12 protein-coding genes are annotated in these 15,499 nt (G+C 71.2%); 7 read left to right on the forward strand and 5 right to left on the reverse strand.

Going from position 1 to position 15,499, the window contains the following annotated elements:
• Positions 1-18 precede the first annotated feature (18 nt).
• The 4 genes from GGR04_RS03160 (at position 19) to GGR04_RS03175 (ending at position 3,176) form a co-directional block, all read left to right on the forward strand.
• A complete protein-coding gene (locus GGR04_RS03160; RefSeq protein WP_183197767.1) occupies positions 19-264 on the forward strand; it encodes a hypothetical protein in 246 nt (81 codons plus the stop codon).
• Positions 261-719 carry a YbaN family protein gene (locus GGR04_RS03165; RefSeq protein WP_210291609.1) on the forward strand — a complete coding sequence of 153 codons (459 nt, stop codon included), beginning with the start codon at positions 261-263 and terminating at the stop codon, positions 717-719. The genes GGR04_RS03160 and GGR04_RS03165 overlap by 4 nt, the downstream gene beginning before the upstream one ends.
• A 415-nt stretch (positions 720-1,134) precedes the next feature.
• A complete protein-coding gene (locus tag GGR04_RS03170; RefSeq protein WP_183197769.1) occupies positions 1,135-2,790 on the forward strand; it encodes a phosphoethanolamine transferase in 1,656 nt (551 codons plus the stop codon).
• Complete coding sequence (locus GGR04_RS03175; RefSeq protein WP_183197771.1) at positions 2,787-3,176, forward strand: diacylglycerol kinase; 390 nt, start codon at positions 2,787-2,789, stop codon at positions 3,174-3,176. Before GGR04_RS03170 ends, GGR04_RS03175 begins: the two co-directional genes overlap by 4 nt.
• On the opposite strand, the gene GGR04_RS03180 is transcribed toward GGR04_RS03175, so the two are convergent.
• The 5 genes from GGR04_RS03180 to GGR04_RS03200 form a co-directional block, all read right to left on the reverse strand.
• Positions 3,173-5,014 carry an ABC transporter ATP-binding protein gene (locus GGR04_RS03180; protein ID WP_183199003.1) on the reverse strand — a complete coding sequence of 614 codons (1,842 nt, stop codon included), beginning with the start codon at positions 5,012-5,014 and terminating at the stop codon, positions 3,173-3,175. The two genes, GGR04_RS03175 and GGR04_RS03180, sit on opposite strands and share 4 nt — an antisense overlap.
• Before the next feature lie 187 nt (positions 5,015-5,201).
• Positions 5,202-6,272 (reverse strand): lipocalin-like domain-containing protein, encoded by a 1,071-nt coding sequence (locus tag GGR04_RS03185; protein ID WP_183197773.1) that lies wholly within the window; start codon positions 6,270-6,272, stop codon positions 5,202-5,204.
• Positions 6,272-8,797: an FtsX-like permease family protein gene (locus GGR04_RS03190; protein WP_183197775.1), complete on the reverse strand. Its 2,526-nt coding sequence runs from the start codon at positions 8,795-8,797 to the stop codon at positions 6,272-6,274. The genes GGR04_RS03185 and GGR04_RS03190 overlap by 1 nt, the downstream gene beginning before the upstream one ends.
• On the reverse strand, positions 8,784-9,473 hold the full coding sequence (locus GGR04_RS03195) for an ABC transporter ATP-binding protein (protein ID WP_183197777.1): 690 nt from the start codon (positions 9,471-9,473) through the stop codon (positions 8,784-8,786). The genes GGR04_RS03190 and GGR04_RS03195 overlap by 14 nt, the downstream gene beginning before the upstream one ends.
• Positions 9,474-9,605: 132 nt before the next feature.
• Entirely contained in the window at positions 9,606-11,000 is a 1,395-nt protein-coding gene (locus GGR04_RS03200) for a deoxyribodipyrimidine photo-lyase (protein WP_183197779.1), read from the reverse strand.
• Positions 11,001-11,174: 174 nt separating this feature from the next.
• Here GGR04_RS03200 and GGR04_RS03205 point away from each other — a divergent pair, with 174 nt between their 5' ends.
• The 3 genes from GGR04_RS03205 to GGR04_RS03215 all read left to right on the forward strand — a co-directional run bounded on the left by GGR04_RS03205 (position 11,175) and on the right by GGR04_RS03215 (position 15,479).
• Positions 11,175-12,608, forward strand: a complete 1,434-nt coding sequence (locus GGR04_RS03205; protein ID WP_183197781.1) for an alpha/beta hydrolase — start codon at positions 11,175-11,177, stop codon at positions 12,606-12,608.
• 52 nt (positions 12,609-12,660) lie between these two features.
• Positions 12,661-14,211, forward strand: coding sequence for a GMC family oxidoreductase (locus tag GGR04_RS03210; protein ID WP_210291610.1), 1,551 nt, complete (start codon positions 12,661-12,663; stop codon positions 14,209-14,211).
• A 104-nt stretch (positions 14,212-14,315) separates the two neighbouring features.
• Positions 14,316-15,479 carry a YihY/virulence factor BrkB family protein gene (locus GGR04_RS03215; RefSeq protein WP_183197783.1) on the forward strand — a complete coding sequence of 388 codons (1,164 nt, stop codon included), beginning with the start codon at positions 14,316-14,318 and terminating at the stop codon, positions 15,477-15,479.
• Positions 15,480-15,499: the final 20 nt, after the last annotated feature.

Below are 15,499 nucleotides of genomic sequence, written 5' to 3' on the forward strand. Positions count from 1 at the left end.
CGTCGTAGAAGGTCGGCCATGCCCGTACAGACCCTCTACATCGTCCAGCAGTTCGAGAAGATGGGCAAGCGCCTCATCGCCGGGCGTCAGATGACCTTCAAGAGCGCGGGCGAGGCATCCGCCCGCGCCGACCGCGACGCCTCGCGCACCGTCGGCGTGGTGGCGATCCAGCAAACGGTGGACACCGACACCGGCGAGGTGCTGGAGGAGCCGGTGGTGCTGGCCCGGCACGGCGAGCTTCCCGCCGAGTTCGATCCGAATTGACCGCGCCGCCCGGCGCGCCGGACGATAGGCCCCCTCGCCTCTCGCCCCCTTCATCCGCGATCGAGCCGACGATCCCCGGCCGGCCCGCCGCGGGTCCCTTCGCACGGCTCGCCTACCGCGCGCTCGGCCTCGTGTTCCTGGCGCTCGCCGTCGCCGGCATCGTTCTGCCGGGCCTGCCGGCGACGCCCTTCCTGCTCCTCTGCGTCTGGGCCTTCGGCCGCGGCGCCCCGGCCTGGGCGGCGCGCGTCGAGGCCCATCCCCATCTCGGCCCGCCCCTGCGCAACTGGCGCGAGCGTGGCGTGGTGCCGAGGGGCGCCAAGATCCTGGCGATCGCCTCGATGGCGGCGAGCCTCGCCCTCCTCTGGCACAGGGGCGTGGCGACGCCCGTGCTGCTCGCCGTCGCCGCCGTGCTGGTGGGGGTCGCCGTCTTCCTTCTCTCACGCCCCTCGCGCTAAGTCCCGGTTCTGCAGCCGGACGGCCCGGCGTCAGGCCGATGCAAGCCCGTGTCGGCACGATCGGCTTGGCATCATGGAGGGCGCCCATGCACCGGTTCACCCGATTTCTCCGTCTCGGCTTCGGCGGCTCATTGCGGGGCGACGATCGTTCGCCGGTCCCCGCGATGATCGACCTCCTGCGGCGGCGGCGGCGGCGTTCGCGCGCGCGAAGCTTCTACTGAACCGCGGCCGTTTCCGCCGTCTCCTTCCCAGCTCGACCTGCCCGATCGAACTATACGAAAGCGTATAGCGGCGGCGACGTCATCGACATCTTCGGCCCCTATCGCAAGCGTCGCGCGGTCCGACGAGACCCCGCGATCCTCGTGCCGGCCCGCCATTCACGGCCAGCGCCGATGCTGCCGGAATGTCGCCGCCCATGCCTCTGCACCGCCCCCGCCTCGCCAGCGCCACGCTGACGTTTCTCGTCTCGGCCGTCCTGCTGCTCGGCTTCAACCGGACCTTCTGGCACAAGGGCCTCGGCTATTTCGCAGGCCACGAGGCGCAGCTCGCCGCGCTCGGCGCCGGTCTCTTCATCCTCACCTTCGCGGTGCTGACGGTGTTTTCCGTCAAGTATCTCATCAAGCCGTTCTTCATCGTGCTGCTGCTCGTGGCGGCCGCCGCGTCCTACTATGTCGATACGTTCGGCATCCTCATCGATCGCGACATGATCCAGAACGTCGCGCTGACGACGCCGAGCGAGGCACGGCACCTCGTCACCGGCGCGATGGTGCGCCATCTCGCTTTCTTCGGCCTTCTGCCCTCGCTCTTGGTCGCCGGCGTCGCGGTGGTGCACCGGCCTTTTTCCGTCAAGCTGCGGCACAACACCGGCACGGTGCTGGCCTGCGTCGCGGCGGCGCTCGTCATCGTCTGGTGGAACTATCCGAGCTTCGCCTCGACCTTCCGCCGGCATCCCGACCTCATCGGCAGCTTCAATCCGGCCGCGCCGGTCGTCTCGGCGGCGAAATATGCCTACAACCGCATCGGCGAAGCCGAGCTCGGACTCATCACCCCGCTCGGCACCGACGCGCATCAAGGCGCCGCGTCGCAGGGCGCGGCCAAGCCGTGGCTCACCGTGCTCGTGGTGGGCGAGACCGCCCGCGCGCAGAGCTTCGGCCTGAACGGAACGGGCCTCGACACGACGCCCGAACTCGCTCGGCGCGACGTCGTCCACTTCTCCGACGTCTCGTCCTGCGGCACGGCGACCGCGGTGTCCGTGCCCTGCATGTTCTCCGTGCTGTCGCGAAGCGGCTATGCCCGCACGAAGGCGCTGGCGAGCGAGAACCTTCTCGACGTTCTCGCGCATGCCGGCCTCGGCGTCTCCTGGTACGACAACGACACCGGCTCGATGCAGGTGGCCGACCGCTCCCCCTACGAGTTCCTGCCCGCCACCGACGACCCGCGCTTCTGCCGAAACGGGGAATGCCACGACGAGATCCTCGTCGATCGGCTGCGGCGCGAGATCGGGTCGGTCACCGGAAACCGCGTGATCGTGCTGCACCAGATCGGCAGCCACGGCCCCGCCTATGCGGAGCGCTACCCGGCCGAGTTCGAACGCTTCGGGCCGGCCTGCCACAGCGGCGACTTCGCCGACTGCTCGCGCGAGGAGATCGTAGCCGCCTACGACAACACGATCGTCTATACCGACCACATCCTCGCCGAGATCGTGGATCTCCTCGCCGAGCACACGGAGCTCACGACCTCGATGATCTACGTATCGGACCACGGCGAGTCGCTCGGCGAGAACGGGATCTACCTGCATGGCGCGCCCTACTTTCTGGCGCCCTCGACACAGACGCAGGTGCCGATGGTCGCCTGGTTCTCGCAGCCCTATCGCGAGGCCACCGGCCTCGACATGGCCTGCCTTCGCGCCGAAGCCGACACGCCGCTCTCGCACGACAACTTGTTCCACACGGTGTTGGGAATGGCGGACGTCGCCACCGGCGTGTACGATCGCTCGCTCGACGCCTTCGCCGCCTGCCGTCGCCCGCCTGCCGGGGGGCCTCTCGCCGACATCGGACGAACCGGACCATGAGCCTCGACCTTTCCGACCGCAAGCTCGCCGGCAAGAAGCGCGGTCTCGACCATCTCCTGTCGGCAGCGGGCTATTCGCTCGGCGGCTTTCGCCGCATGCTCGGCGAGACGGCGTTCCGCCACGAGCTCGCGGCCGCCGCAGTGGTCTTCGTGCTGTTCGCGCTGCGCGGCGCGGAGGTGGCGAGCTACCTGACGCAAGGGGTGCTGATCCTCGTGCTGATGGCCTGCGAGGCGCTGAACACGGCGATCGAGATCATCGTCGACAGGGTGTCGCCGGAGATCTCGGAATTCGCCCGCCACGCCAAAGATCTCGGATCCTTCGCGGTGTTCTGCCTTCTCGCCGCCAACGGCGCCTATGCCGCGAGCGTATTGATCGCCGGCGCCTAGCGGTAGCCCTGCGCCTGCAGCGCGAAGAGTTCGGCGTAGCGGCCGGGCCGGCCGACGAGATCGTCGTGCGTGCCAGAGGCCTCGACCCGCCCGTCCGCCAGCACGAGGATGCGGTCGGCCATGCGCACGCTGGAGAAGCGATGCGAGATGAGGACGGCGGTGCGCCCGGCGCTGAGGTCGCGGAAGCGCTCGAAGACCTCGACCTCGGCGCGCGCGTCGAGCGCGGCGGTCGGCTCGTCGAGGATCAGCACCTGCGCCTCGCGCATGTAGGCGCGGGCGATGGCGATCTTCTGCCACTCGCCGCCCGAGAGCTCGACCCCGTTGGTGAAGCGCTTGCCGACCATCTGCTCGTAGCCCTCGGGCAGCCGGGCGACGACGCCGTCGGCGAGGCTGCGCGCCGCCGCCGTTTCGATCCGCGTCCGGTCCTCGCGTGCCTCGATGCGCCCGACCGCGATGTTCTCGCCGGCGCTCATGTTGTAGCGCACGAAATCCTGGAAGATCACGCCGATCTCGGCGCGCAGCGCGGCTGGGTCGTGCTCCCGCAGATCCCGCCCGTCGAGAAGGATGCGGCCTTCGGTGGGGTCGTAGAGCCGGGCGAGAAGCTTGACCAGCGTCGTCTTGCCGGCGCCGTTCTCGCCCACCAGCGCCAGGACCTCGCCCGCCCGCAGCGTGAAGGAAAGGTGGCGCACGGCCCAGCGCTCCGAGCCCGGATAGCGGAAGCCGACGTCCTCGAACACGAAACCCCCATGGATCGGCCGGGGCACGGGCACCGGCGCAGCGGGCGCGGCGATGCCGGGGCGCACGGCGAAGAAGGAGAAGAGATCGTTGAGATAGAGCGCCTGTCCCGCGGTGGAGGAGAAGCTCGCGAGCAGCCCTTCGAGAAGCCCGCGCAGCCGCAGGAACGAGCCGGCGAGAAACGACAGGTCGCCGACGCTGAACGGCCCCGCGACGGTGCGCCAGACGATGGCGGCATAGGCGGCGTAGTAGCCGATCGTGCCGAGCGCCGTGAACAGCGCGCCCCAGCTCGCGCGGCGCAGCGCCAGCGCCCGGTTGTCTGCGAAGAAGCGGGCCGAGAGGGCGCGGTAGCGCGCGACGAGGAAGTCGTCGAGCCCGAAGATGCGCACCTCCTTGGCCGTCTCGACGCTCGCCGCCGTCTGGCGGACGTAGTCGAGCTCGCGCCGCTCGGGCGTCGTCGCATAGGCGAGCCGGTAGCTCTCGGCGTTGAAGTGGAACTCGCCGAGGAAGCCGGGCACCAGCGCCAGCGCCAGCAGCAGGATCAGCCAGGGCGCGTAGGCGAGGAGCCCGACGACCAGGCTTGCCACCGTCACGAGGTCCTGCACCTGCGCGAAGATCTGGCTGAGCAGCGTCATGCGCCCGCTCGTCTGGCGGCGGGCGCGCTCCAGCCGGTTCTGGAAGTCGGCATCCTCGAAGGTCTGGAGGTCGAGCGTCGCGGCATGCTCCATCAACCGGACGCTGGAGACGATCGAGACGCGCTCGGTCAGGAGGCTCTCGGTGAAGGTGACGACGCGCCCGAGGAGGTCGGCGACGACGGCGAGCGCGAACTCGGCGAGAAGCAGCAGCGCGATGCGATCGAGAAGGCCGGCAGCGATCCAATCGCCCAGGCTCTCGGGGCGATCGGCCAAGCCGGCGAGCCGCACCACCTCGTCGACGATGAGCTTGGCGACGAAGAGCGCGGCCACCGGCTGCAGCGCGCGCACCAGACGGAGGGCGCCCGACAGCGCGGTCAGCCAGGGGCTCGCCTGCCAGACGAGGCGCAGGAATGGCGGCAGGTTGCGCAGCGCGCCGAAGCGCTGGCGGAAGGTGACGGGTGCGGCCAGGGGGAAGCGTTCCTCGACGGGTTTCGGGCGGGTGCGCGGTCGGGCCGACGCACATGGGGTCGCCTCAGGGCCCTCGTCTGCCGCATGGTTGGGACGGGGAAGCCGACTCGGCCGTCATTGGAAACGTTCTAACACGACTCGCTCCCGTCGCATCCCTCTCTCCCACCTGCGCACGCAGGGTTCGCCGTCACAGCGCCAGGGGCGCCGCGTAGCCGGTGAGTTCGAGATAGCCGCGCCCGCCGGGCGTGCGCACCGCGCCCTCCCAGTAGACCGGCAGGCCGCCGGAGCGCCCGTCGAGTTCCTGGTCGGGAAAGAGCGGCGTCAGTGGAAAGGCGCGCTCGCCTTCGGGCAGCCGCAGGCGCAGCATCTGCGCGACCGGATAGATCGCGTCGGTGCGCGGCGAGCGCCAGGTTTCCACCGTCGTCCACGAGACGTCGCCCGGCGCGAAGCGCACGATCTCGCCGCCGGGCCGGCGCAGCGAGCCGCCGGCATGAAGCGTGCCGCCGTCGCGGTCGCGGATGCGGAACGCCATGAGCGCGCCGCCGTCGTCGAGATTGAGGCCCGTCCAGTCCCAGCCGACGGCGCCGGGCATGAGGTAGTCGGAGGACCATTCGCGGTCGAGCCAGGCCTCGCCGGTCACCGCTTCGCCCACCCCTTCGCCCCCTCGGCGCAGCGTGCCGGTGACGGTCAGGTGCGGCATCGAATAGTAGTAGCTCGCCTGCCCCGCGAGCGGACCCTTGCGGCTGTAGCCGTTCTCGCCCTGCAGGAAAGGCGGCTGCGTCGGCTCGAAGGCGAGCTCGAAGCCGAACTCGGGCGTCGCGACGCGCGTGTGGAACCGCTCGTCGGCGTCGCGCCGCAGCCACCAGTCGCGGATGGCGACGTCGGCATCGGTCTCGGCCGCCTCGGCCAGCCCGAAGCCGGCACGTGCGGCCCGCTCGCCGTGCAGCAGGCGCCCCTCGGCGGGGTCGGAGAGGGCGGCGTGGGCGAAGAGCACCTGCGAGGGGGCGAAGCGGCTGGGGTTGGCAGGATCCATCGACGGCCGCGTGCGGAAGAACGTAACCTGAAAGCCTCGCTCGCGCCCGTCCGCCCCCTTCAGCCAGCCGGTGACGTACCACCATTCGGTGCGGAAGTCGGGATGGGCGCCGTGGTCGGCGGGAAAGGCGAAGGCCCGGCCGGGCGCCACGACGGCCGGCGCATCGGCCGCGCGGGCCGGCGCGACAGAGATCAGCAGCACCAAGAACATCCGCAGCCAGTGCATCACCAATCCTCCCGAACCGCATCCACCGCGCCGCGGCCAGTGGCGCGCCGCCCGGCCAGGACGGCCGTGCCCGCGGCGGCGAGCACCAGCGCCGCCACCACGGCAAGGATCGTGCCGAGCGGCAGGCGCGTCGTCATCGTCCAGTTGAAGGACTGCGGGTTGATGACGTGGATGAGCACCTGCGACAGCACGAGCCCGAGCGCCACGCCCGCGAGCGCCCCGACGGCGCCGAGCGTGGCGCCTTCCAGACCCAGCATGGCGACGATCTGCCCTTTGGAGACGCCGAGATGACGGAGCATGCCGAACTCGCGCACCCGCGCGATCGTGCCCGCCGACATGGTGGCCGCGACGCCAGCGAGCCCGACGAGGATGGCGACGGCCTCCAGCGCGTAGGTGATGGCGAAGGATCGGTCGAAGAGATCGAGCGCGAAGCGGCGCAGCGTCGCCGGCTCGGCGATCTCGACGCCCGGCGTGTCGGCAAGCGCCGCCAGAAGCGCTTCGCGCACGTTGGCACTCTCGGCGCCGGGCGCGAGCGTCACCGCGCCCTCGCCGCGCGAGGCATCGCCGGTGAGCCGCGTGTAGTCCTCGGCGCGCATCGCCACCGCGCCGGTCTGGCGCGCGTAGTCGCGCCAGATGCCGGCGACCGCGAAATTCTGCGAGCCCGGCCCGAGCGGCAGTGCCACGCGCTCGCCGGGGCTCCAGCCGTAGAGGCGCGAGGCCGGCTCCGAGATCCAGACGGGGATCGCGCCCTCCGGCACCGGCGTCTGGCGCAGCAGCACGAGCGAGGCGTCGGGCCGGGCGGGATCGACGGGCCGCGCGATCAGCGTCACCGGCGGCCGGTCGGGCGCGAGCGTCAAGGGCAATTGCCGGCTGAAGTCGAGCCGGCCGATGCCGGACACCGCAGCGAGCCGCGCCTGCGCGGCGGGATCGAGGCCCGCGCCCTCGACGCGAAGATAGAGGTCGGCCGAGAGTACCTGTGCCAGCCATTCGTCCACCGCGCCGCGAAAGCTCGTGACCATGGTCGCCATGGCGATCATCAGCGCCGTACTCGCGACGATGCCGCAGAGGGCGGTGGCCGCCTCGCCCGGCGCGCCGTGCACGTGGCGCAGCGCCAGCGAGAGCGGCAGAGGGCGCAGCGGCCGGCCGACCCATCCCGCCAGCAGGCGGCGCGCCAGCCACGGCACGCCGGCGACGCCGCCGGCGAGGATCAGCGCCATCGCCGCGAAGCCTGCGAGCGGCAGGCCACCGATCGAAGGCAGCAGCGCCGCGACGCCGCCCGCCGCGAGCAGCACCACGGCCGGGCGCCAGGGAACGGGGCGGCGGGGGTCGAGAAGGTCGCCGCTGTTCTTCAAGGCCGCCGCGGGGGCGGCGCGCGAGGCGGCGCGCGCCGGCAGCACGGAGCCGAGCAGCGCCGCGGCGAGGCCGAGCGCGAAGAACAAGGCCGCCGCGCCCGGCGCGAAGACTATCCGCACGTCGGCGCCCCGGAAGTAGCCGGCGCCGAGATCGCCGCCGAGAAGCCGCAGCGCCAGGACGGCCAGCCCGTAGCCGGCAAGGAGGCCGGCGGCCGAGCCGAGGACACCGATGACGAGACCTTCCAGGCCCACCGCCGCGACGATGCCCGAGCGCGGCAGGCCGAGCGTTCGCACCAGCGCGAAGGCGCGAAGACGCCGCGCCACCGACAGCGACTGCGCGGAGAAGACGAGGAAGCCGCCGGTGATCAGCGCGACCAGCGCCAGCATGGTGAGATTGACGCGATAGGCGCGCGACAGAGCACTGCCCTGCGCCGCTTCGCTCTCGCCGGTGGCGAGCGCCGCATCCGCCGGCAGCAGCGCCGTCAACGCGGCCTCGGCGGCGCGGCGGTCTGAGAGCTTGAGGTCCAGCCGGTCCAGCCGCCCGAGCCGGTCGAAGCGCCACTGCGCGGCGGCGATGTCGAGCGTGCCGATCCGCTGGCCCGCGGCGACGCCGGACAGAACGCCCGCGATGCGCAAGGCGGCGCGCCGGCCGTTCGCCGCCACCTCGATCGTCTCGCCGACGGTCCGGCCGGTCTCGGCCAGCGCGTCGCGCGAGAGAAACAGCGCGTCGTCGGCGAAGGCCGCGGCCTGATCGGCGTCCGGCCCCGCCGGCGGCAGGCCGACGAGGCTCAGCGTCACTGCCCCGGCGCGGATGACGTCGAGCCCGAGCAGCGTGAAGCGCGCCGCGCCGGCTTCCGCCTCGAGGCTGACGACGGGGCTGGCGTCCATGACGCCTTCCGCCAGCGCCACGCGGGGGTAGAGCGCCTCGTCGAAGCCGAGGGGGCTCGCGGCCCGCACCGCGAGGTCGGCCGCGCCGTTGACGCCGCGCACCGCGCCGTCGAACGAGGCGAGCGCCGAGCCGTTGACGAGATGCACGGCGAAGCCGAGCGCGACGCCCACCGCGATCGCCACCGCCGTGGCGAGGAAGCGCGCGGGATGGGCGCGCCACTCGCCGGCGATGAGCCAGACGAGCGCCCGGCGCGCGGCCGCGAGATCGGCGCTAGCGGCCCGCATGAGGCTCCAGCCCGGTGGCGGTGAGGCGGAGCACGCGGTCGGCGACGGCGGCGGTCGCCTGCGAATGCGTGACGATCACCGCCGCCGCGCCTTCCTCGCGCACCGACCGGCGCAGGAGGTTCAACACGACGTCCGCCGTGTCGGGATCGAGATTGCCGGTCGGCTCGTCGGCAAGGATCAGCGCCGGGCGATGGACGAGCGCACGGGCGATGGCGACGCGCTGCAGCTCGCCGCCGGAGAGATCGCGCGCGTAGGAGGAGCCGCGCCCTTCGAGGCCGACGCCCGCCAGCATCGCCTCGGCCCGCGCGTCCACCGTTCCGCGCTCGGCCGAGATCAGCGCCAGCGGCAGCGCCACGTTCTGGCGCAAGGTCAGGTAGGGCAGGATGTGGAAGGCCTGGAACACGAAGCCGATGCGCTCGCGGCGAAGCTTGGTGGAGGCTGCCTCGCCCAGCGCGCCGAGATTAATACCGTCGACGAGCACGGTGCCGGCGTCGCCCGCGTCGAGCCCCGCGAGGATGTTGAGGAGCGTCGACTTGCCGACGCCGGATTCGCCGACGATCGCAACGATCTCGCCGGCCCCGGCGTCGAGCCGCAGGTTCGAGAAGAGTTGCCGGCCGCCGGGCACCGATTTGGCGAGATCGCGGACGGTGAGAACGGGTGTTCCGTCGGGTCTCAAGCTGCCTCGTCCTTCATGCCGGTCTGTTCTCTCGGTCTACCTGCTACCCAAGATGGGGCGCGCCGTCGGATCGGCAGGGCCAAGCGGGCGGGCGCATCGTCGCGGAGGCACCGGCAGCACGACGCGAGCCCGTCAGTCCTCGTCCGTCTCCGCGGCGCAGAGCTTCTCGACCGCGGCTTCGTAAGCCTTGAAGTCGATCTTGCGCAGCGAGTTCTCGCTCTGGTAGCGCACCGTGCCGAAGATCGGCCTTCGCGCCCAGGGCCGGTCGTGCAGGCCGTAGGTCCAGGCGACGTTGGTAAAGGAGTTGGGGTCGCGCCCGTCGAGGAAGAAGCGGTTGTTGAGGCGCAGCGTGCGCTCGAACCCCTCCTTCGCGCTGCCCGACCATTCGAGGATCTTCTTGGCCCAGTACATGCGCAGGTGGTTGTGCATGTAGCCGGTGACCCGCATCTCGGCCATCGCGACGTTCCAGCCGTGGTCGTGCGTCTCGCCTTCGATCAACTGATCGTCGGTGTAGCGGTGCTCGCGATGGTCCTTCGCCTGCTCGTGCAGGGTCTTCTGCGCCCATTCCGGCACGGCGTCCTCGAACCGGTCGTAGTGCTCGGTGGTGTTGACGTGGTTCATCGACAGCTCGCGCCGCACCACGAGCTCCTCGACGAAGGCGTCGCGATCCTCGTCGCTTCCGCCCTCGGCCTCGCGCACCGCCAACACGATCTCGGCCGGCGAGATCTGCCCGAAATGCAGGTATGGGCTCATGTGCGAGGCTGCGCCCGCCTCCGGCTTGCCGCGGCCCGCGCCGTAGGAGCGGAAGGGCCCGTCGAGATAGGCCTTCAGAAGCCGGCGCGCCTCGCTCTCGCCGCCCCGGAACCGGCGCACCGGCGGCACCGAGCGATCGAGCGTCATGCCGGCCAGCACCTTGGCGGGGTCGGAAATGTCGACGTCGCCCTTCGGCACCGTCGTCGCCTTGTGCTTCACGGGCGCGGCGCGCAGCGGATGGAGGAAGTCGTCGAGATGGCGGCGGATCTTCGGGCGGATGGTGCGCGCGCCGTATTCGTGTTTGTCCGACGCGATCTCGACGGGCACCACGACGTCGCCCTCGACCTGGACGATCCGTCCCTCCACCGCCCCAGTGATCTCGCCGTACCAGCGCTTCTGGATGGCGAGATAGCCGCAGTCGAGCACTAGGAGGGCGGCATCGCGCGCAAGGTCGATCGCGATCTCGGCGGGCGAGGCCTTGCGCATCACGAAGCCGATGCCGCGTTTCTCCAGCCCCGCGGCCATGTCGGCGAGCCCGTCGAGCAGGAAGGCGTAGTGCCGGGCGTTCGCCTCGGGAAAGCCGTTGGAGCCATCGAGCAGGCCGAAGCAGACGACGACGGGGAGCTTCAGCCGGTTGGCCTCCCCCACCGCATATTCGAGCGCCGGGTTGAAGCGCGCGCGGTTGGCCTGCTGGGCGAGGTAGAGCACGTAGCCAGCATCGCCGCGCGGCTCGACGTCCTTGAGAATGCGCACGCGCCCGTCTTCGATCGTCATGAACCCTCGTCACCTCGCGAGCCGCCCGGCGCGGCTCTCCGCGCGATGGAAATGGCCTTCGCGCGGGCGGCGCACAGGGGAGAACCGGCCTCGCTGCACGGCTTCGGCATGGTTGCGGCAAACTGCTGCAGCGGGGATCGTTGCCTTGGAACGGTTCCAGCCCATTTGCGCCGCATGCCCGAAAACGTCGCCGTCCCTCGCCCCACCTTCGTTCTCCTCCACTTCCTCGGCGGCAGCGCCCGCGAGTGGCGGCACGTCCGCACCGATCTCAACGCGGAGGCCGACACGCTCGCCGTCGATCTGCCCGGCTTCGGCGACGCCGCCGGGATCGCCCGCTATTCGGTGGACGAGATGGCCGATCACGTCGTGGCCGCGATCGTCGCGGCGGCCCCGGCGCGCTGGATTCTCGTCGGCCACAGCATGGGCGCCAAGGTGGCGATGGCGATCACGCGCCGGATCGAGGACGGGGTGCTCGCGCTGCCCGGTCTCGCCGGCCTCGCGCTCGTCGCGGGATCGCCGCCCGCGCCCGAGCCGATGGAGGAGGAACGCCGCGCGCGCATGCTCGGTTGGTTCAAGGGATCGGCGGACGAGTCGCGCCGGCAGGCGGAGGAGTTCGTCGACGCCAACGTCGTGGCGCTTGGGCTAGATGACCGCGCCCTTGCGGTGGAGGAGGTGCTGCGGCTCGACCGCCGCGCCTGGGAGGCTTGGCTCGAGTCCGGCAGCAAGGAAGACTGGCGCGAGCGGATCGGCGTGCTCGCGACGCCCGCGTTGATCGTCTCAGGCGGCGAGGATGCCGATCTCGGCCCCGTCGCGCAGGACGAGTTGACCCGGCCGCATTTCCGCACCGTCCACGCCGCGGTGCTCGAAGGCGCCAAGCACCTCCTTCCGCTGGAGCGCGCCGAGCAACTGGCGCGGCTCCTGCTCCAATTCGCCGGGAGCGATGCGGAAGGCGACGACACCGACGGCCCCGACGGCGAGACGCTCGATTCCGCCTATCGCGACCTCATCGCGTCCGACCGCGTCTCGCCCAAGCTGCGGGCGATCCTTTTGGATCGCGCTCGCCCCGACGATCCCGCCTACGCGCCGCAGGCGCTGACCGCCCCCCAGTTCGCCACCCTGCGCCGTCTCGTCGAGCGTCTGATCCCGCAAGAAACCGAGACGCCAATCGACCTCGCGGCGCGGCTCGATGCGATGATGGCGGAGGCCACCGGCAACGGCTGGCGCTTCGAGGCGCTGCCGACCGACCCCGACGCCTATCGCCATGCGCTGGACACGCTGGCCGAACTGCCACTCCCTGGCGCGACGAGCTTCGCCGAGTCCGACGAGGCGACGCGTGACGAGACGATCCGGCGCATCGCGGCTGGCGAGATCGAGGCGCCCGGCGGTCCCGGCCGTCTCGACGGCGCGGGCCTGACGCTCTGGTTCCAGGAGGTCCTTTCCGACGCTCTGCGCCTCTACGCGGCCCACCCCGCCACCATGGCCCGCATCGGCTATTCCGGCATCGCCAATGGCGGGCCGGGCGGCGCCGGCTTCCAGGGCTTCCGCCGGGTCGGGATCGGCGAGCGCGAACCCTTCGAGCCTCTCGCCGCCGCCGATCGCGCCCGATGAATCCGTCTCGCCCCCTGCCGACCCCGATCCGCCCCGCCGAAGGACCATCCCGTTGAACCTCGATCGCATGCGCCGCCACGCCCTCAACGAGACCGTCGACGCCGTGGTGATCGGCACCGGCGCGGGCGGCGCCCCGCTGCTTGCGCGCCTCGCCAAGGCCGGGCTGAAGGTCGTCGCCCTCGAGGCGGGCTCGAACCGGCGCCCGGAAGAGGAGTTCGTCGCCGACGAGGCGGCCTCGGGCGATCTCTACTGGATGCGCGAGCGCATCAGCGGCGGGCGCACCCCGGAAGCCTTTGGCGCCAACAACAGCGGCGTCGGCGTCGGCGGCTCCACCCTGCACTGGGGCGCCTACGTGCCCCGCGCCGACGCGCGCGACATGCGCCTGCGCTCGCAGACGGGCGTCGGCGAGGACTGGCCCATCGCCTTCGACGAGTTGCTCCCGTATTTCCGCTCGGTCGAGGATTTCATCGGCGTCTCCGGCCCGGCCGACTACCTGTGGGATCCCCGGCGCGGCTACAAGCTGCCGCCGGTGCCGCGCAACGCGCCGGCGCAGGCGATGGCGGCGGGCTGCGAGAAACTGGGCCTGCGGGTCTCCGACGGGCCAGTGGCCGTGGTGTCGCGCCCCTTCGAGCAGAAGGGCGGCGATCTGCGCCATGCCTGCGTCAATTGCGGCTTCTGCCACCAGGGCTGCCGCAACGGCGCCAAGGCCTCGATGGACGTGACCTACCTGCCGCTCGCGGTGGCGCATGGCGCGGAGATCCGCCCGGACTGCTTCGTCCACAAGATCGAGTTCGACCGCTCGGGCCGCGCCACGGGCGTCGTCTACCGGCACGAGGGCGTCGATCATCGCCAGCCCTGCGGCGCGGTGTTCCTGTGCGCCGGCGCCGTCGAGACGCCGCGGCTCCTCCTCAATCTCGGCGTCGCCAACGCCAACGGACAGGTCGGCCGCAACTATCTGGCGCATGTCGCGACGCAGGTCTGGGGCACGTTCGACGCCGAGATGCGGATGAACAAGGGCTATCCGTCCGCGATGATCACCGAGGACATGGTGCGCCCGCAGGATGCCGATTTCGCCGGCGGCTACCTCGTGCAGAGCCTCGGCGTGGTGCTGCAGACCTTCGCCGACCAGGTGGCGCGCGGACGCGGCCTCTGGGGCCAGCCGCTGGTGGACTATCTCGACCGCTACAACCATCTCGCGGGCATCGGCATCAACGGCGAGACCCTGCCGAGCGACGACAACCTGTTGACGCTGTCGGACGAGACCGACGATCTCGGCCTGCGCAAGGCCTTGATCCAGTTCAGCGAGGGCGAGAACGAACGGCGGCTGAAGGCCCATGCCACGGCCTTCATGAAGGGTATCTGGGAGGCGGCAGGCGCCAGCGACATCTGGGTGCTCGATCGCACCGCCCACACGATCGGCACCTGCCGCATGGGCACCGACCGCGAGCGCTCGGTGGTCGATCCCACGGGGCGCAGCCACGAGGTTCCCAACCTCTGGATCGCCGACAATTCGGTGTTCCCCTCCTCGCTCTCGGCCAATCCGGCGCTCACCATCATGGCGCTGTCGCTGCGCACGGCCGACGCCTTCCTCGCCGCTCGCTGAGCGGGGTCCGTTCGCGCCTGACGATCCCGCGCGGGGCGAGAGGGATCGCATGGCTGCCTGCGACGTTGGGCCTCGGGGAACCGGGACCGACGAGGGGACAGATCATGCGCCGAACCAAGACCAGATCCGGCGGGGCCAGCGACGTCGTCGTCGGCCTCGCCTCCGTGGTCGGGCTGACGCTCGCCGGCTTTCTCGCAGGCCGCGACCATGCCGGGCGCGACGGCGAGCCCTGGACGGGCGACGAGCCGGCCCCCGGCGGCTGGTCCGACGACGGCAAGGCGGCGGGTGCCGATGCGTCGTCCGGGACGCAAGCCTCGCCGCTCGCCGACAACCGTGGCCGCTCCGCCCGGCGGCCGCAGGACGTGCCGGCCAAGGGATGGATGGACGTTCTCTGGCGCACCTACGAGGAGTTCTCGTCCGACCGCCTGATGCTGGTGGCGGCGGGCGTCACCTTCTACGTGCTCCTGGCCTTGTTTCCCGCGATCACCGCGATGATCTCGATCTACGGCCTCTTCACCGACGCCTCGAACATCGGCGACCAGATCGCGACGCTCCGGGGCGTCCTGCCGTCGGGCGCGCTCGACATCATCTCCGAGCAGATGGCGCGCGTCGCCTCGCATGGCGACGAGAAGCTTGGCTTCGGCCTCGTCTTCGGCCTGGGCGTCGCGCTGTGGAGCGCCAATGCCGGTATGAAGACGCTCTTCGACGCGATGAACATCGTCTACGAGGAGGAGGAGAAGCGCGGTTTCGTGAAGCTGACGCTCGTCACGCTTGCCTTCACGCTCGGCACCATCGTCTTCCTCATCCTGGCGCTTGCCGGCGTCGTGCTGCTGCCGATCGTGCTCGACTTCATCGGCCTCGGGTCGATCGAGTCCTGGCTCCTCTTCCTGCGTTGGCCGGTGCTGCTTCTGGTGGTCGCCTTCGGCCTGTCGCTCGTCTACCGCACCGGCCCGAGCCGGCGCACCGCGCGCTGGCGCTGGATCTCGCCGGGCGCCGGCGTCGCAGCCCTCCTTTGGGTCGTCTTCTCCATCCTCTTCTCCTGGTACGTGCAGAATTTCGGCAATTACGACGAGACCTACGGCTCGCTCGGGGCCGCCATCGGCTTCATGACCTGGATCTGGATCTCGACCATCGTGGTGCTGCTCGGCGCCGAGCTCAACGCCGAGCTCGAACACCAGACCGCCGAGGACACCACCCGCTCGCCCGAACGCCCGCTCGGCCAGCGCGGCGCGCGCATGGCCGACACGCTCGGCGAGACGAAGGGCTGAGCGCGGCGATGCCGGGCTGT

Source organism: Aureimonas pseudogalii (assembly GCF_014196835.1).
GTDB lineage: Bacteria > Pseudomonadota > Alphaproteobacteria > Rhizobiales > Rhizobiaceae > Aureimonas > Aureimonas pseudogalii.